The following is a 17,027-nucleotide window of genomic DNA, read 5'->3' as shown; positions in this document are numbered from 1 at the left end:
ATGAGACGACTCCTGGTGTTGGTTCTCTCCGCATTGCTCGCTTCCACGGGCACCGCCGCCGCCGACGAGCAGGTCGTCGGCGGCGAGCGGGCCTCCATCGAGGCCAACCCGTGGGCCGTCTACCTGGTCGACGACCGCGGCACCCAGTTCTGCGGTGGCACGATCGTCGCGCCGGCGAAGGTGCTCACCGCGGCGCACTGCGCGCTGGGCCGCTCGCCGAAGGACCTGAAGGTCGTCGCCGGTCGTGAGGACAAGCTGGACCGCGGCGCCGGGGTGACGGCCACCGTCACCAAGATCTGGATCCACAAGCAGTACGTCTCCGCGGACGAGGGCGAGGACGTCGCCGTCCTGACGCTGAAGGACGAGCTGCCCTCCACGTACACGCCGCTGCCGCTCGCCGAGCTGTCCGACCGGGCGCTCTACCAGCCCGGCACGCAGCTGCGCGCGCTCGGCTGGGGCCGGACGGCGGAGAACGGCAAGACGTCCCGCTTTCTCATGCAGGCCACCGTGCCGGTGCTGCCGGACGAGTTCTGCGTCGACACCTACCCGCAGTTCGTCCGTGCGGACATGTTCTGCGCGGGCTACGAGGGCGGCAAGGTCGACACCTGCCAGGGCGACTCCGGCGGCCCGATCGTGGCCGACGGCAAGCTCGTCGGCGTCACGTCGTGGGGCGAGGGCTGCGCGCGCAAGAACAAGCCCGGTGTGTACGTCAGGATTTCGCGCTACGCGAAGGACCTTCACTCGGTCGTGGATGCTTCCACGCCTGGAGTTGTCGACCCGTAGGCCGCCCCCCAGCGTCTACACGCACGTCACGGCGTACTTGCGTTCCTGATCAGATCGGCCCGGTAGCGCAGCCCCGCGCTCTCGGCCCGTTCGATCGCCTTGTCGTACAACGCCTTGTCGTGCGTCAGCGCGGCCTTGCCCGCCAGCGCACGCACCTCGATGATGCGGAACTCGGCGTCGGCCGCGCGGCGCAGCACCTCGTCGTACTCGGCGACCGACCGGTTGACCTCCGCGAGCACCAGGCAGGCGTCGACCTCGATGAACAGGTCGTCGTCGCCGGCCAGTTCGAGCGCCCGTTCGGCCTGGTCACGGGCTTCCTCGCGGCGGTCGACGGCGATGAGCAGCTCCGCGTACTCGACCCGTGCGGACATCTCGATCGGCCTCAGGCCGTGCTGCCGGGCCAGGTCGAGGGCCTCGCTGAACGCGCTTTCCGCGGCCGCGTGCTCCTGCCGGGCCGCCAGCACCACACCGAGGTTGTTGAGGCCGTTCGCGAGGTGCTGCCAGTCGTCGATCTCCGCGGCCAGCTCGACGGACCGGCGCAGCGCGTCCTCGGCGGAGGCGAGCCTGCCGAGCTCCAGTTCGACCAGCCCGAGGTTGCCGAGGCCGCCGATCAGCTGCGCGCGCATGCCGTTGGGACCGTAGAGCGCGATGGCGGAGGCGAGGTGCTCGCTCGCGCGGTCGAGCTCACCGAGGTCGTGGTAGATCCCGGCGAGGATGTTGAGCGCGGTGGCCTCCGGGGCCTGCGAGCCGGCGGCGCGGTACTCGGCGATGGCCCGTTCGCTGTGCTCGATCGCCCTCCGGTGCTCTCCGGACCGCCAGTCGAGGTAGGCCAGGCACACCCGCATCGCCGCCGCGCGCTGGCCGGTCTCGCCGCTGTCCAACGCGGCGCGCGCGATCGTGCGCAGATCGGTGTAGTGGCCGGTGAGCAGCAGGTACGGCCTCGTGGCCGCGACCAGCGACGCGTCCGGCCGTTCCTCGGCGAGCGCGACGAGGTTCAGCCGTTCCGCCTCGAACCAGGCCATCGCCTCGTCGCGGTCCGCGAACGCGACGGGGTCCGGAGTGGACGGGAGGAGGCGGGTGAAACCGACCTGCAGCTGGGCTTCGGCACCGTCGGCGCGTTCGAGGTACCAGTCGAACACCGCCTGCCGGTCCTGCGCGGTCGCCCGTTGGTGCGCGTAGAGGCGCAGGAGGTCGTGCAGCTGGTAGCGGTTGTTGTTCTGCTGCACCAGGTTCGCCGCGACCAGCTCGTCGGTCGCGGCACCGGCCAGCTCGCGCGGGATGTCCGGGCCGGGCACCGCGCCGAGGAAGTCGAACGTCCGGCGCGCCTGCGGGGAGAGCTTGCGGTACGAGAGGTCGAACGTCGCCTGCACGGCCGTGTCGTCGTCCTCGATCTCCAACGCTTCCAGCCGGTGTTCGCGCAGCTCCTCGACGTAGTCCGGCAGGTGCCGCCCGGCGAGGTTCGCCCCGGCGATCCGCAACGCCAGCGGCAGCCGCGCGCACAGCCCGACCAGCTCGCCGGTGTCGCCCTCGACCCGCATGTTCTTCAGCAGCTCGCGTGCCTCCTGCTCGGCCAGTACGGAGAGCGTGACCTGGGCGAACTGCGGCAGGTCCTGGCGGCTCGTGATCAACGCGGCGCAGCCGGGGGTGGCGGGCAGCAGCGGCTCGATCACCTCCGCCGTCGCGTTGTCGAGCACCACCAGCACCCGCCGGTTGCGCAACAGCTCGCGGTAGTCGTCGTTCGGCCCGCCTCCCAGCGCCCTCACGAACCGCTCCAGCGCCTGCTCGACCGTCATGGACGGCCCGGTGGAGAAGCCGCGCAGGTTCACGTAGAGCTGCCCGTCGGGGAACTCGGGCCGCAGCCGGTGCGCCTCCCTGACGGCGAGCACGGTCTTGCCGACGCCGGGCAGCCCCGTGATGGCCCGCACCGGCTCGTCGATCCGCTCCAGCCGCGCGATCTCCGCAGTCCTGCCGACGAAGTCCGGCAGGTCGGCGGGCAGCTGGCACGGCGCGGGTGGCCGCGGCACGAGCCGGTACCCGGTCGGTTCGGTGATCACCTGCTCGGTGGCCCGCAGCCGGCTGACCAGCGTCCGCAACGCCGCGCGCGGGTGCATCGGCGGTTCGTCCGGCCACACCTCGGCGGCCAGCACGTCGAACGGCACGGGCTCGCCGGGACGTGCGGCCAGCGAGTCGAGCAGGGCACGCAGTCGATCCGCCACGTGATCGAGTGTGCCTCAGAGCACGAGACCCACGGACATGGTCAGGAAGACGGCGGCACAGACCGCGTCCAGCGCCGTCGTCACGCCAGGCCGCTTGAGCCTCCCTGCCACCCGCGAGGCGGCCAGCACGATCATCAGCTCCCACACCGCCGCGAGTCCGAGGAACACGACCGCGAGCATCGCGAGCTGCGGTGCCGGTTCACCCGATCCGATGAACTGCGGCAGGAACGCGAGCGAGAACAGGATCATCTTCGGGTTCGTGATGTTGGTCAGGAAGCCCTGCCGGAACGGGCGGCTGCTCATGACCTCCTCCGGCTCGCCACCGGACCGCTTGATCAGCCCGCGCGTGATGGAGATCGCCAGGTAGAGCAGGTAGCCGGCACCGATCCAGCGCAGTGCCGTGAGCACCACCGGGTACTGCGCGAGCAGCACGCCGAGGCCCGAGATCACCAGGGCGACCTGGACCGCAGCGGCCGCGTGGATGCCGCCCAGCGCGAGCAGCCCGGCGCGGGTGCCCGAGCGCAGTGACGTGCGCAGCAACAGGAACGCGTCCACGCCGGGGGTCACGATGACGACCGCGCACGCGATGAGAAAGGCCGGAACCTGGCCGAAGTCGAACAACACCGTACATACCCCCGTGATCTAAGTCATAGACCGCAAAATCTCCGGCCTGATGGGACATTAACACGAGAATCTCCGGTTTTGACGCCGTCCTAGCGCGGTCGCTACCGTTGGTGACCGATCGTCCACCTGGCGCAACGAGGAGTGGTCCGTGAGGGGTAAGCGGTGTGCCGTGCTGGTAGCGGTGATCGCGCTGGTCAGCGGTGCGACGTCGGCCGATGCGATCGTTGGGGGGACCCCCGCGCGGGTGGCGGACACCCCGTGGGTTGTGGCGATCACCACCACGGACGGTCAGCTGATCTGCGGCGGCGCGCTCGTCGCCCCGGACAAGGTCATGACGGCCGCGCACTGCGTGACGCTCAAGGGCGTGCTCGGCAAGAACCAGCGCCCCGCGGAGCAGTTGCGGGTGGTCGCCGGCCGCACCGACCTGCGCGAGAAGAGCGAGGGTGTCGAGGCCGCGGTCGCGGGCGTGTGGCGGCACCCCGAGTACGTCGAGGTCACCAAGGGCGACGACGTGGCGATCCTGACGCTGGGCCGCGCGCTGCCGTACCGGACGATCGCGCTCGGCGAGGTCGGGGACGACGGCGTGGTGCTCGGCTGGGGCCGCACCTCCGAGACCACCCCGCCCGCGATGTCGCTGCGCAAGGTGACGGTGCCGATCCTGTCCGACTCCGAGTGCCTGCTGAAGGAACCGGACTACCGGCCGGGCGCGATGCTGTGCGCTGGACGCGGTGGCCGCGACGCCTGCACCGGTGACTCGGGCGGCCCGCTGGTCGTGCGCGGCAGGCTCGCGGGCGTCGTCTCGTTCGGTCGCGGGTGCGCCCGGCCAGATGAACCCGGTGTCTACACCCGGCTCGCTCACTACCGGGAGACGCTCGGGTTCTGATATCCACGACCAGGTGCGAACCACACAGTTTCCCGCCACCCTGCGCCGGCAGTGGGGGCTCGACCTGAGCCCAGCCCAGCTCTACGCGATCCTGCGCCTGCGGCAGGACGTCTTCGTCGTGGAGCAGAACTGCGTCTACGCCGACGTGGACGGTCATGATCTCGACCACGGCACACGGCACTTCTGGCTGGAGGCCGAGGGATCGCACGATCCGCTCGCGTACCTGCGGTTGGTCGAAGAGCCCGACGGCACGTTCCGCGTCGGCCGTGTCGCTACCGCGCGGATGGCCCGCGGCCGGGGTTACAGCCGTCGCCTGATGCAGGCAGCGCTCGTGGACATCGGCACCACGCCGTCAGTGCTCGACGCGCAGACGTACGTCGCCGACTTCTACGCGTCGTTCGGGTTCGTCGCCGAGGGCGCCGAGTTCATCGAGGACGGGATTCCACACCTGCGGATGCGGCGCTCTCCCTGATCACGCGCACCGCGCGCTCGATGTCGGCCTCGGTCAGATCGGCGCGTGCGGTGAGCCGCAGCCTGCTGATCTGGTCCGGCACCGACGGCGGCCGGAAGCACCCGACGACGACACCGCTCGCGCGGCAGTTCTCGGCCCACTTGAACGCCTGCTCCGGGCCGGGCGCGCGCACGCTCACCACGGCCGCCGTCGGAGTGCTGACCTGGAAACCGGCCTCCTTCAGGCGGTTGCTCAGGTCGTGCGCCACCGTCAGCGCGCGCTCGGGACGGTCGGGCTCCTCGCGCAGGATCTTGATCGCGGTCAGCGCCGCGGCCACGCTGCTCGGCGCGAGTCCGGTGTCGAAGATGAACGGGCGCGCGGTGTCGATCAGGTGCTTGATCACCCGGCTCGGGCCGAGGACCGCACCGCCCTGCGCGCCCAGCGACTTGCTCAGCGTCAGCGTGGTGATCACGTCCGGCGCCCTGATGATGCCCGCCTCGGCGACCGCGCCGCGCCCACCGGGCCCGACGACACCGAGGCCGTGCGCGTCGTCCACGACCAGCGCGGCACCGGTCGCGCGGCACGCCTCGTGCAGCTCGTTCAGCGGGGCGATGTCGCCGTCGACGCTGAACACCGAGTCCGTGACGACGATCGCGCGCCGCTTGCCTCGGGTCTCCAGCGCGTGCCGGACCTTGCCGACGTCGCAGTGGTCCGCGACGACCACGTCCGCCTTCGACAGGCGCGTGCCGTCGATCAGGGAGGCGTGGATGTGCTGGTCGGCCACGATCGCCGTGCCGGGGCCCGTCAACGCCGTGACCGCGCCGAGGTTCGCCATGTACCCGCTGCTGAACACCAGCGCCGACTGCGAGCCGCAGAAGTTCGCGAGCTCGAACTCCAGCTCGGCGTGCAGCTCCGTCGAGCCCGTGACCAGGCGCGATCCCGTCGAGCCAGAGCCCCACTTCAGCGTGGCGGCGGCCGCGGCACCCGCGACGCGCTTGTCCTTGGCGAGGCCCAGGTAGTCGTTGCTCGCGAGGTCGAGGTCCGTCGAGTCCGACGTGCGCGGCCGCAGCCGCCGGCTCAGACCTGCCTTGGCTCGCGCTTCAGAGCGGACGTCGATCCAGTCGAACGTCGACTCACCACCACTGGAAATCGCCTCAGTTGTGCTCACGGTCACCGCCTGAGTCTCCCATCCGCCCGCTAGCGTGCCGCTCGTGGACCTGTTCACCTTCACGCGCGCCGAACTCACCTCGCCGGTGCAGTTCCTCGGCGGACGCTGGGTGGTGTCGGCCTACGACGACGTGCGCGCCGTGCTGGCCGATCCGGTCACCTACCTGCCCGACAACGCGCTGACCGCCGTGACCCCGGTGGGCACGGCCGCGTTGCGCTCCCTGGTCCGCGCCCGCTTCTCCCTGCCTCCGACCCTGGCGAACAACGGCTCGGACTCGCACGCTCAGCTGCGCCGCCTGGTGGCGTCGTTCTTCACCCCGGCCCGTGTCGCCGCTGCGGAGCCTCGCATCCGTTCCCTGGTTTTGGAACGGCTGGGTGGCGCGGATCTCGTGCGCTCGCTCGCGTGGGACCTGCCGGCGATCGTGCTGATGGACCTCCTCGGGTTGGAGAACGTCGACATCCCGACGTTGAAGCGCTGGAGCACCGGGTCGCTGGAGTTCTTCTGGGGTGACGTCACCCGCGAACGGCAGCTGGAGCTGGTCGACGACGTCGGCGACTTCCACCAGTGGCTGATCAAGCGCTACCACGCCCGTGACGGCGAGTTGTTCTGCGCTTTGGCCGATGCCGGAGTGTCCGCTGAGGACTCCGCCGGTCTTTGCTACTTCCTGCTGATCGCGGGCCAGGAGACGACGACTCAGTTGTTGTCCACGGCGTTGCACCGTGCGTTGCAGGACCGCGCGTTGTGGGCGCGTCTGGGCTCGCCTGGTGTGGCCGAGGCCTTCGTCGAGGACGTGCTGCGGACCGACACGCCCGTGGTGACGTGGCGGCGGCTGACCGCGCGTGAGGTCGTGCTGTCCGGTGTGCGCGTGCCTGCCGGTGCGGAGCTCGTGTTGTTGTTGAGCGGTAAGGAAACCGATCCGCGGCACTTGGCTTTTGGCTATGGCCGGCACTTCTGCCTTGGTGCGGGGCTGGCCCGGTTGGAGGCCGCGGTGACGTTGCGGACGGTGGCCGAGCATGAGCCGTCGTTGCGGCTGGACGGGTCGGAACCGGAGTGGCTTCAGCTGCTGTCGTTCCGCGCGCCCCGGTCGGTCACGGTCGCGCGATGAGCTTGCCCGTCGTGGTGCGGGCTTCCAACGCTTTGTGCGCTTCGGCGATCTCGTCGAGCCGGTAGACGTCGCCGAGGACCGGCTTGAGTTGTAGCTCGAACACTTCTTCTGGCGTGACGTCGCGGGGGAGACCCATGAGCGCGACGCCCTTGCGGAAGATGTCGCTCGCCGTAACGTCCAGCGGTTCGCCACTCGCGTAGCCGAACACGACCATGCGGCCCACGCCGTCCTTGAGCAGCTCGAACGCGCGTTTCCCGATCTCGCCGCCGATGGACTCGAAGACGACGTCAACGGGGTCGAGGTCGTCCCAGTCGTAGCCGATCCCGCCTTTGCTGGACGCCGCGAGCACCGTCGCGCCCGCCCGTTCCGCGAGTTGGACGAGCAGGCTGCCGACGCCACCGGACGCCGCCTCCACGAGCACCCGGTCGCCCGGCTGGATCCGGGCCGCCTTGGCCGCCGCGACCGCTGTCGTGCCCTGCAGCAGTAAGGCGAGGGCCTCGTGGTCGCTGACGCCGTCCGGCACGTCGATCGGGTGCTCTATGACGGCCTTCGTGGCGTAGGCGCCGTCGCGCGGCACACCTATGACCCTGCGGCCTTCTCCTGTGGTGCCAACGACCTCCGAGCCGAGGGTGATGGGGAACGAAGGCCCCGGGTACCACGGGAACAGCTCCTCGCCCTTGCCCCGGCGGATGACCGTCTCGCCGTAGTTGAGGCCGATCGCGGTGACGTCGACGAGCGTGTCGCCTGCCGGGTCCGGGACCTCCTCCACCCTCAGCACCTCGGGCCCGCCGAACTCGTGGAACCGCACTGCCTTCATTCGCTGCCTCCCCTGGATAAGCGGACCGCTGGTCCGGTTGCTAGAATACGGACTGACGGTCCGCTTGTGTCAAGGGAGAGTTCGTTGGAACGTGCCGATGCCGCCCGCAACCGGGCCGCGATCCTGGCCGCCGCCACCCGGCTGATCGGCGAGCGCGGTATCGACGCCGTGTCGGTGGAGGACGTGGCTGTCGCGGCAGGCGTCGGCAAGGGCACCGTGTTCCGGCGGTTCGGCGACAAGGCGGGCCTGGTGAACGCAGTGGTCGACGAGACGGCCGCCTCCTGGATCAAGACGGCATCGTTGGAGTGCCGCTCCGCCGGGGAGTTCGCCGGCACCCTGTTCGACCACGTGCTGGCGTCGTTGCCGCTGGTCATCGCGGTGGAGCGGACGACGGCGCGCAGCTGCGAGGGCAACTTCCGGATCACCGTGGAGCGACTCGCCCGGCTGGTCGGCTCGACCTTCAAAGCGCACACCGTGCTGGCCGTGCTCAGGGGCGAGCACATCGAGTTCCTGCTGGCCCAGGGCATGACGGCCGCCGAGATCCGGGACGGGGTTATCTCGCTCGCGGACACGCTCGCCGCTGAGGTTTGATGCGGTGGTGATGAACCGACAGCTCTCCGGAACCCGCAAGAAGACGCTCCTGGAGAGGCTCGGCCCGGTGCCGGACGTCGACCCCGACCGCTACGGCGACGGCGGCCCGGTGGGCGCGCTGGAGGAGCGGGTCGCGCAGCTGCTGGGCACCGAGGCCGCGCTCTTCGTGCCGACCGGGACCATGGCGCAGCAGATCGCCCTGCGGTGCTGGGCCGACCGCACGCACAACCCGATCGTGGCGATGCATCCGCAGGCCCATCCGCTGGACCACGAGGACGACGCGCTGACCGTGCTGTCCGGTCTGCGTCCGATCAAGGTCAGGAATTCCGAGATAGCCACCTGTCCCGAGCCGTACGGGACGTTGCTGCTGGAGGTGCCGGACCGCGAGGCCGGGTTCGTCCTGCCGACCTGGGACGAGCTGACCTCGCTGGTCGACGCCGCCCGCGAACGGGACGCGGTCGTGCACCTCGACGGCGCCCGGCTGTGGGAGAGCACACACGGCCTGGGCAAGCCGCTGCCCGAGATCGCCGGGCTCTTCGACTCGGTCTACGTGTCGTTCTACAAGTCCCTCGAAGGCATCTCCGGCGCGGCGCTCGCCGGCACCCGGGACTTCATCGACCAGGCACGGGTGTGGCGGCACCGGTACGGCGGCATGCTGTTCCAGCAGTGGCCGGCGGCGCTGTCCGCGTTGCACGGCCTGGACACCGTGCTGCCCCGGCTGGGCACCTACGTCGAGCACGCCAAGGTCGTGGCCGCCGCCATGGGCCTGCCGGAGCCGCACACCCACCAGTTCGCGCTGCACCTGCCCGGCGACCCGAAGCGGCTCACCGAGGTGAGCGGGAAGTTCCTCGGCAACTTCTGGCGGGACGGGACGCTCGCGAAGAACGAGATCACCGTCGCGGAGCCCGCACTGGAGTGGACGGCGGACGAGGTGGCGGAGGCCTGGGCACAGTTCCAGAGCCTGATCTAGGGCGACGTCGCTCACCTGGCTGTTGGACCCGGCGGTGCGAAATGCGACGATGCCGGGGCTGTGAGGGGAGTGCGAGGAAGCCGGTGCGAATCCGGCGCCGTCCCGCGACTGTGACCGGTTCTTTGGAGTGAACCGGGAGTCAGGAACTCGTCCCCCTCTTTGATCACCGACCGCGGGCGTGGACACCCGAGGAAGGACTTCGCCGAGCATGTACCCCTTTTCGGCTGTCGTCGGCCATGACGACCTCCGGCTCGCCCTGCTGCTGAACGCCGTGCACCCCGGCATCGGCGGCGTGCTGGTCCGCGGTGAGAAGGGGACCGCGAAGTCGACCATCGTGCGTGCCCTCGCCGCGCTGTTGCCCGAGCTGGACGTGTCGGAGGGCTGCCGCTTCGGCTGCGTGCCCGGCAGCACCGACTGCCCCGACGCGCCGCACGACGGCGTCGAGCGACGACCGGCCAAGCTCGTCGAGCTGCCCGTCGGCGCCACCGAGGACCGGCTGGTCGGCTCGCTCGACCTGGAGAAGGCGCTGACCGAGGGCGTGCGGGCGTTCCAGCCGGGACTGCTGGCCGCGGCGCACCGGGGCGTGCTCTACGTCGACGAGGTCAACCTGCTGCACGACCACCTGGTCGACCTGCTGCTCGACGCCGCCGCGATGGGGCGCGCGCACGTGGAACGCGAGGGCGTCTCGGTCTCGCACCCGTCGCAGTTCCTGCTGGTCGGCACCATGAACCCCGAGGAGGGCGAGCTGCGGCCGCAGCTGCTCGACCGGTTCGGGCTGACCGTGGCGGTGAAGGCGGCGCGGGACGTGGGCGTGCGCACCGAGGTCATCCGGCGCCGGCTCGCCTACGAGGCCGACCCCGTGACGTTCGCGGCGAAGTGGGAGGCCGAGGACGCGAACCTCAGGCAGCAGATCGCCGAGGCCAAGCGGAAGCTGCCGCTGGTGTCCCTTCCGGACGGTGAGCTGCGCCGGATCGCCGCTGTCTGCGCGGCTTTCGAGGTCGACGGCATGCGCGCGGACCTCGTCGTCGCCCGTGCGGCGATCGCCCACGCGGCGTGGCGCGGTGCCGAGAGCGTCGAGGAGACCGACGTCGAGACCGCGGTCCGGCTCGCCCTGCCGCACCGGCGCCGCCGCGACCCGTTCGACGAGCCCGGCATCGAGGAGCAGCAGCTCGAGGACGCGATGCGCCAGGCGGCCGAGCACGCGGAGGAACCCGACGACCAGGGCCCGGACGACGACGGCCCTGGCGGTGGTGAGCTCCCGGAACCGCAGGAAGGCCCCAAGGGCAACGGGAACGCGCCCAACGACCGTCCGGCACCGGAGCCCGCGCCCGCGTTCAAGGCACGGCTGCTGGAGGTCCCTGGAGTCGGCGAAGGCGCGCCTGGCAAGCGTTCCAGGGCCCGCGCCCGCACCGGCCGGATCGTCCGTTCATCCAAAGTGGACGGCAGCGGGCTGCATCTCGTCGACACGCTCACGAACGCGGCGCCGCACCAGGCGACGCGCGGACGGACCGGCCCCGGACTGCTGCTGACCGCCGCCGACCTGCGCAAGGCCGTCAGGGAGGGCAAGGAGTCGAACCTCGTCCTGTTCGTCGTCGACGCCTCCGGCTCGATGGCGGCGCAGAAGCGGATGTCGGCCGTCAGCGGCGCGGTGATCTCGTTGCTGCGCGACGCCTACCAGCGCCGGGACAAGGTCGGCGTGGTGACGTTCCGCGGTACCCAGGCCGAAGTCGCTTTGCCCCCGACGACTTCCGTGGACGCGGCCGCCACCAGGCTCAAGAAGATGCGCACCGGAGGCCGGACCCCGCTCGCGGACGGTCTGATGAAGGCCCACCGCGTCCTGGAGATCGAACGGATGCGCGACCCGCAGAAGCGCCCGCTCGTGGTGCTGCTGACGGACGGCCGCGCGACGTCGTCGGGCCTCGGCGGCGATCCGACCAAGGACGCTTTGAAGGCTGCCGGCCTGTTCGAGAAGACCGCTGTCGTGGTCGTCGACTGCGAACAGGGCCACGTCCGCCTCGGCCTCGCGCAGAAGATCGCGGAGGCGTTGCAGGGCACCTGCGTGAAGCTCGACCAGCTCAGCGCCGACCACCTCGCCGGCGTCGTCCGGGCTGCATAAGGAGATTCCAGTGCCTCAAGGACAACCCACCGAGGTGCCGAAGGACGGCCTGACCACCCGCCAGCGCCGCAACCGGCCGCTGCTGATGCTGCACACCGGTGAGATGAAGGGGAAGTCGACGTCGGCGTTCGGCATGGCGCTGCGCGGCTGGAACCAGGGCTGGGACATCGGCGTGTTCCAGTTCGTGAAGTCCGCCAAGTGGAAGGTCGGCGAGGAGTCCGCGTTCAAGGCGCTCGGCCGGCTGCACGACGAGACCGGCGAGGGCGGCGCCGTCGAGTGGCACAAGATGGGCGAGGGCTGGTCCTGGACCCGCAAGCAGGGCACCGAGGACGACCACGCCACGGCCGCTCTCGAGGGCTGGCACGAGATCCAGCGCCGGATCAACAGCGAACGCCACGGCTTCTACGTGCTCGACGAGTTCACCTACCCGCTGCACTGGGGCTGGATCGACGTCGACGAGGTCGTGGAGACGCTCGCGAACCGGCCCGGCCACCAGCACGTCGTGATCACCGGTCGGTACGCGCCGCAGAAGCTGGTCGACGCCGCCGACCTCGTGGTGGAGATGACCAAGGTCAAGCACCCGATGGACGCCGGGCAGAAGGGCCAGCGGGGGATCGAGTGGTGAACAGGCTGGTCGTCGCCGCCCCCGCCTCGGGCAGCGGCAAGACCACCGTGGCGACGGGCCTGATGGCCGCGTTGCGCAGGGCGGGGTCGCGGGTCGCGCCGTTCAAGGTGGGGCCCGACTACATCGACCCCGGCTACCACTCGCTCGCGACCGGCAAGCCCGGCCGCAACCTCGACCCCGTCATGGTCGGCGAGCAGCGGATCCCCGGCCTGTTCGCCCACGGTGCCAAGGGGTGCGACATCGCCGTGGTCGAGGGCGTCATGGGGCTGTTCGACGGCCGCATCGACACCGCGGGCATCGGCTCGACCGCGCACGTCGCCAAGCTGATCAACGCACCCGTGCTGTTCGTCGTGGACGCGCGCGGGCAGAGCCGCTCGCTCGCCGCGTTGCTGCACGGGTTCCGCGGCTACGACCCGACGGTCCGGCTCGGCGGCGTGATCCTCAACCAGGTCGGGTCGGAACGGCACGAGCAGGTGCTCCGGTCGGCGTGCGACGAGGTCGGCCTCGACGTGCTCGGGGTGCTGCCGCGTGATCCGCAGTTCTCCTTGCCCTCACGGCACTTGGGGCTCGTGACGGCGGCGGAGCACGGACCGGAGGCCGTCGCCGCGGTCGACGCGATCGCCGCCGCCGTGGGCAAGCACGTCGACCTCGACGCGGTGCGCAGGCTGGCGAGGTCCGTCCCCGCGATGGCGGTCGCCGCGTGGGAACCCCAGGTCGACCGCGTCGAGAACGAGCCGGTGGTCGCGGTCGCGGGCGGGGCCGCGTTCACGTTCGGCTACGCCGAGCACGTCGAGGTGCTCCAGGCGGCCGGAGCGGCCGTCGCCGTCGTCGACCCGTTGCACGACGAAGACCTTCCGGAGGGCACTTCGGGTCTGGTCCTGCCCGGCGGATTTCCCGAGCAGCACGCGGAAGCGCTGTCGGCCAACACGAAGTTGCGCGCGGCGGTGACCCGGTTCGCTCGATCGGGTGCGCCGGTCCACGCCGAGTGCGGAGGGTTGCTGTACCTCGCGAGATCGATCGACGGGCACCCGATGTGCGGCGTGCTCGACGCCGAGGGGTTCATGACGCCGAAGCTGACCCTGGGCTACCGCGACGCGGTGGCGTCCGCGAGCTCACCGCTGCACCCGCCGGGCAGCCGCGTGACCGGCCACGAGTTCCACCGGACCCAGCTGTCCACACCGCACTCGACCCCACCTGCGTGGCACTGGCGCGGCGTCGACTCGCGGCCCGTCGCCGAGGGTTTCGTGGCGGGCGGCGTGCACGCGTCGTACCTGCACACGCACCCGGCCGGTGATCCGGAAGCCGTAGCCCGTTTCGTGCGGGCCTGCCACCCGTTCGTGGCAGGAGTGGCAGACGGTACGGTCATCGCTTAAGCCTCTCCCCGAAACCCCCTGTGGAGCTGTCGTGACGACGACCGGTCGGGTCTCCTTCGTCGGCGCCGGTCCCGGTGCCGCCGACCTCATCACTCTCCGAGGCGCGCGCCGCATCGCGGCAGCCGACGTCGTCATCTGGGCGCCCACGGCGGTGGACGCCGAGTGCGTGCGCGAGCACGCCCGTGCCGACGCCGAGCTGGTCGACTTCTCCCGCGTCTCGCCGGAGGAGATCACCGACCTGTACCGCCGTGCCGCCGCGTCGCGCCAGGTCGTCGTGCGCCTGCACTCGGGCGACGCCGCGACCGGTGGAGGCGTGCAGGAGCAGCACGACCTGTGCGTGCGCCTCGGCCTCGAGGTCGAGGTCGTGCCGGGCGTGTCCGTCGTCGCCGCCGCTGCCGCCAAGATCGGCCGCGAGCTGACGCTGACCGAGGCGTCGTCCACCGTGCTGATCTCGCCGGAGAGCAGCGAGCTCGTGAGCGAGTTCGCCGCGCTGCAGACCACGATGGCCGCCACGGTCTCGGGCGCGCGCACCGGCCAGTTCGTGGAGAAGCTGCTGCAGGGCGGGTACTCCGAGGCCACGCCGGTCGTCGTCGCGTACAAGGTGAGCCAGGCCGACGAACTGGTCGTGCACACCACGGTCGGCGAGCTCGAGTCGGTCGTGAAGCAGCACAAGCTGTACCGCCCGACGCTGTTCCTCGTCGGTGCCGCGGTGAAGGCGCCCACGCGTCGTGTCTCGGCCTCGGTGACGGCGTCGGTGGACGAGCCGCTGCGCGCCGCCCGCCCGACCCGCTGGTCCCGCCGCGCCGCCTCGCGCATCGCGACCCGCGTCGACGAGCCCGTCCCGACCCGCGCGGACGAGGCCGTCGTGACCCGGCCGGACGAGCCCATCCCGGCCTCCGAGCCCGCTCACGCCCCGGCCGAGCCGAACCCGGCGTGGACGGCGGTCGAGGGAATACAGCAGTCGATGCGCAAGCCCGCGGAGGAGCCCGCGCCGAAGCCCAAGCTGACGGTGGTCGCGGCGGAGAAGCCGAAGCCGCCGACGGTCCGCGCCTCGACGTCGACCCAGAAGAAGAAGCCTGTGCCCCGTAAGCCCAAGCGCACCGCCGGCAACTGATGTCGGTGGAGAAGCTGCTGGAGGCAGCGGGCCGTCCCGTCGAGATCGTCGACGCCGCGGACGGCCTGCGCCCCGCGCTGAACGTGTGCCGCGCCCACTCCGCCGTGATCGTCCGGCTGGCCGACGGCGTCGGTCCCGCCGAGGTCGGCGCGGGCCTCGCCGGCTGGCGCCGCACGCTGGTCGTGCAGGACTCCGGCGAGCTGACCACTGTGGACCCGAGGGACGCGGTGACGAGGCGCTGGACCGCGCCGGACGCCGTGTTGTGCCTGGCGGACAACGAGTTCCTCCATTCGAACGACGGCTGGGCGCTGCCGGACGACTCCTTCGCGAGCCGCACGCACGTGCTCGGCGCCGAGGTCCGCGCGTTCGTGCTGGCCCGTCTCGCCCCGCGCCCCGGCGTGCTGGTGTGGGACGTGCTGGCGGGTTCCGGCGCGGTCGGTGTGGAGTGCGCCCGGCTCGGTGCCGCGGTGATCGCGGTCGAGCCGGATCCCGTGCAGTGCGTGCGGATCATCGCGAACGCGTCCGCGCACGGCGTCGACGTCCGCGTCGAGGAGTCCGAGCTGGACGCGCCCTCGTTGCCGCGTCCGGACGCGGTGTTCGTCGGCCGCGGTGAGCTGAGCGCGGTCAAGGCGAGCGCGGCGGTCTCGGCACGTCGGGTCGTCGTCGCGACGGAGAGCGTGGACGAGATCGTGCCCGCGCGGGATGCGCTGGCGGCCGCGGGATACGAGGTGGAGGGCGTGCACTGGACCGCCTCGCGCCTGCTGGACTCGGGTTTCGCGCCGGCGGTCCCGGTGACGGTGTTGTGGGGGAACAAGAAGTGAGTGCGGTTGCTGTCTCGCGGGGAGCGCGGGCGTGATCGGTGTCTTCGCCGGTCCCGCGCAGCGCGGTGACGCCGCCGACCTGGCCGGTCTGCTCGGTGCCGACGCCGTCGTGCCGGACGGTCCCGTCAAGCCTGCCGCACGCAGTCTCTGGCCCCGCCTCGGTGCCGCCGTGCTCTTCCTGGACGCGGCCACCGCGGTCCGGTTGATCGCGCCCCTGTTGCGGGACAAGGGATCCGACCCCGCCGTGGTGTGCGTGGACGAGCACTTCGTCGTCGCGCTGGCCGGTGACGCGGACCTGTTCGCCCGGCACGTCGCGGACCTGCTCAACCGCACGGCCGTGGTGACCAGCGGCCCGTCCATCGACTCGGTGCTCGACGAGCTGGTCGAGCAGCTGGACGCCACCGCGGACGGCGACGTCGAGGCCTGCACCGCCGCCATCGAGGCCGGCGAGAAGGTCGTGCTGCGCAACCCGTTGAACTTCCCGCTGCCCGCGTTGCCGCCGAACGTCGTGGCGGGTGGTGAGGACGCGACGTGGGTGATCGTCGTCGATGACCGGGCCGCCGCGTCCAAGGACCACGTGCTGCGGATCGTGCCGCGCACGCTCGTCGTCGGCGTGGGCTCGACACGCGGGGCGTCCGCCACGAGCGTGGGCGCCGCACTGTCGGAACTGGACACCTACGGCGGCCTGGACCTGCGTGCCATCAAGGCGTTCGCGACGGCGGACGCCAAGGCGGACGAACCCGGCATCGTGGACGCCGTGGAGGACTGGGGTTTCTGGCACGGCGACACCGCCGAGCTGCTGACGTTCCCGACCGAGGAGCTCGCCGAGATCGGTGTGCCGAACCCGAGCTCGGTGGTGCGCAACTCGATGGGCACCGCGAGCGTCGCGGAGGCGGCCGCGTTGCGCGGCGCGCGGAGCATCGGGCACGGCGGTCCGATCGAGCTGGCGGCCGAGAAGTTCAAGCGGGACAACGTGACCGTGGCCGCGGCACGGGTGCTGCCGCGCGGCAGGCTCGCCCTCGTCGGGCTCGGTCCCGGCTCCGCGGAGGAACGCACGCCCCGCGCGGAGGCGGAGATCCGGCGCGCGGCGTTCGTGATCGGGACACCGGAGGCGATCGACGCCGTCGGCCCGCTTCTGCGTTCTGGCACCGAAGTCGGTCACGAGGGCGCGTGCGATTTGGCCGCTCGGGGTGCGGCCGTCGCGTTCGTCGCTTTCGGAACCGGACCAACGCTGGACATTCCGGTCGAAGCCGACGTGATTGTTGTTCCCGGAGTCTGGGAAAGCTGATGGTTTTCCTTCTTTCGTAGGGTCTCCGCTGAAGTTTTCTTGATTAGCGTCGCCATGCACACGGCCCACCCCTGCACCGGGC

General features: G+C 71.2%; 16 protein-coding genes and 1 riboswitch. Of the genes, 12 read left to right on the top strand and 4 right to left on the bottom strand.

The genetic code is table 11. The features are described from left to right. Nucleotides 1–783: a S1 family peptidase gene (locus ACSHWB_RS05590; protein ID WP_439661017.1), complete on the top strand. Its 783-nt coding sequence runs from the start codon at nt 1–3 to the stop codon at nt 781–783. 26 nt (nt 784–809) lie between these two features. Here ACSHWB_RS05590 and ACSHWB_RS05585 read toward each other — a convergent pair whose 3' ends face one another. Next, nucleotides 810–2,999, bottom strand: coding sequence for a tetratricopeptide repeat protein (locus ACSHWB_RS05585; RefSeq protein ID WP_439661016.1), 2,190 nt, complete (start codon nt 2,997–2,999; stop codon nt 810–812). Between the two features lie 15 nt (nt 3,000–3,014). Further along, entirely contained in the window at nt 3,015–3,623 is a 609-nt protein-coding gene (locus ACSHWB_RS05580) for a LysE family translocator (protein WP_439661015.1), read from the bottom strand. Nucleotides 3,624–3,771: 148 nt separating this feature from the next. Between ACSHWB_RS05580 and ACSHWB_RS05575 the strand changes: the two genes are divergently transcribed. Continuing rightward, nucleotides 3,772–4,506 carry a serine protease gene (locus ACSHWB_RS05575; protein WP_439661014.1) on the top strand — a complete coding sequence of 245 codons (735 nt, stop codon included), beginning with the start codon at nt 3,772–3,774 and terminating at the stop codon, nt 4,504–4,506. Between the two features lie 13 nt (nt 4,507–4,519). Then, nucleotides 4,520–4,978 carry a GNAT family N-acetyltransferase gene (locus tag ACSHWB_RS05570; RefSeq protein ID WP_439661013.1) on the top strand — a complete coding sequence of 153 codons (459 nt, stop codon included), beginning with the start codon at nt 4,520–4,522 and terminating at the stop codon, nt 4,976–4,978. Here ACSHWB_RS05570 and ACSHWB_RS05565 read toward each other — a convergent pair. Then, nucleotides 4,932–6,125, bottom strand: a complete 1,194-nt coding sequence (locus ACSHWB_RS05565) for an 8-amino-7-oxononanoate synthase (protein WP_439661012.1) — start codon at nt 6,123–6,125, stop codon at nt 4,932–4,934. The two genes, ACSHWB_RS05570 and ACSHWB_RS05565, sit on opposite strands and share 47 nt — an antisense overlap. 43 nt (nt 6,126–6,168) lie before the next feature. On the opposite strand from ACSHWB_RS05565, the gene ACSHWB_RS05560 reads away from it, so the two are divergent. Further along, nucleotides 6,169–7,230, top strand: coding sequence for a hypothetical protein (locus ACSHWB_RS05560; protein ID WP_439661011.1), 1,062 nt, complete (start codon nt 6,169–6,171; stop codon nt 7,228–7,230). On the opposite strand, the gene ACSHWB_RS05555 is transcribed toward ACSHWB_RS05560, so the two are convergent. Next, on the bottom strand, nt 7,214–8,047 hold the full coding sequence (locus tag ACSHWB_RS05555; RefSeq protein WP_439661010.1) for a quinone oxidoreductase family protein: 834 nt from the start codon (nt 8,045–8,047) through the stop codon (nt 7,214–7,216). The two genes, ACSHWB_RS05560 and ACSHWB_RS05555, sit on opposite strands and share 17 nt — an antisense overlap. An 84-nt stretch (nt 8,048–8,131) precedes the next feature. On the opposite strand from ACSHWB_RS05555, the gene ACSHWB_RS05550 reads away from it, so the two are divergent. From ACSHWB_RS05550 to ACSHWB_RS05515, 8 genes are all read left to right on the top strand, one after another. Continuing rightward, on the top strand, nt 8,132–8,638 hold the full coding sequence (locus ACSHWB_RS05550) for a helix-turn-helix domain-containing protein (protein WP_439661009.1): 507 nt from the start codon (nt 8,132–8,134) through the stop codon (nt 8,636–8,638). 10 nt (nt 8,639–8,648) lie between these two features. Further along, nucleotides 8,649–9,608 (top strand): threonine aldolase family protein, encoded by a 960-nt coding sequence (locus tag ACSHWB_RS05545; RefSeq protein WP_439664525.1) that lies wholly within the window; start codon nt 8,649–8,651, stop codon nt 9,606–9,608. Between the two features lie 30 nt (nt 9,609–9,638). Beyond that, a riboswitch (cobalamin riboswitch) is annotated at nt 9,639–9,777 on the top strand. Nucleotides 9,778–9,816: 39 nt separating this feature from the next. Further along, nucleotides 9,817–11,724 (top strand): putative cobaltochelatase, encoded by a 1,908-nt coding sequence (locus tag ACSHWB_RS05540; RefSeq protein WP_439661008.1) that lies wholly within the window; start codon nt 9,817–9,819, stop codon nt 11,722–11,724. A gap of 10 nt (nt 11,725–11,734) precedes the next feature. Continuing rightward, the gene (gene cobO / locus ACSHWB_RS05535) at nt 11,735–12,349 is read left to right on the top strand and encodes a cob(I)yrinic acid a,c-diamide adenosyltransferase (protein WP_439661007.1); all 615 of its coding nucleotides are present in this window, start codon (nt 11,735–11,737) and stop codon (nt 12,347–12,349) included. Further along, the gene (locus ACSHWB_RS05530) at nt 12,346–13,722 is read left to right on the top strand and encodes a cobyrinate a,c-diamide synthase (RefSeq protein ID WP_439661006.1); all 1,377 of its coding nucleotides are present in this window, start codon (nt 12,346–12,348) and stop codon (nt 13,720–13,722) included. Before cobO ends, ACSHWB_RS05530 begins: the two co-directional genes overlap by 4 nt. A 31-nt stretch (nt 13,723–13,753) precedes the next feature. Next, nucleotides 13,754–14,836, top strand: coding sequence for an SAM-dependent methyltransferase (locus ACSHWB_RS05525; RefSeq protein ID WP_439661005.1), 1,083 nt, complete (start codon nt 13,754–13,756; stop codon nt 14,834–14,836). A gap of 5 nt (nt 14,837–14,841) precedes the next feature. Further along, nucleotides 14,842–15,657, top strand: coding sequence for a hypothetical protein (locus tag ACSHWB_RS05520; protein ID WP_439661004.1), 816 nt, complete (start codon nt 14,842–14,844; stop codon nt 15,655–15,657). 31 nt (nt 15,658–15,688) lie between these two features. Then, a complete protein-coding gene (locus ACSHWB_RS05515; RefSeq protein ID WP_439661003.1) occupies nt 15,689–16,945 on the top strand; it encodes a cobalamin biosynthesis protein in 1,257 nt (418 codons plus the stop codon). Nucleotides 16,946–17,027: the final 82 nt, after the last annotated feature.

Origin of the sequence: Lentzea sp. HUAS TT2 (assembly GCF_051853195.1) — a bacterium.
Classification (GTDB): domain Bacteria; phylum Actinomycetota; class Actinomycetes; order Mycobacteriales; family Pseudonocardiaceae; genus Lentzea.
Note: the sequence above shows the minus strand (reverse complement) of the source record. Positions and strands in the feature narration are given on the sequence as shown.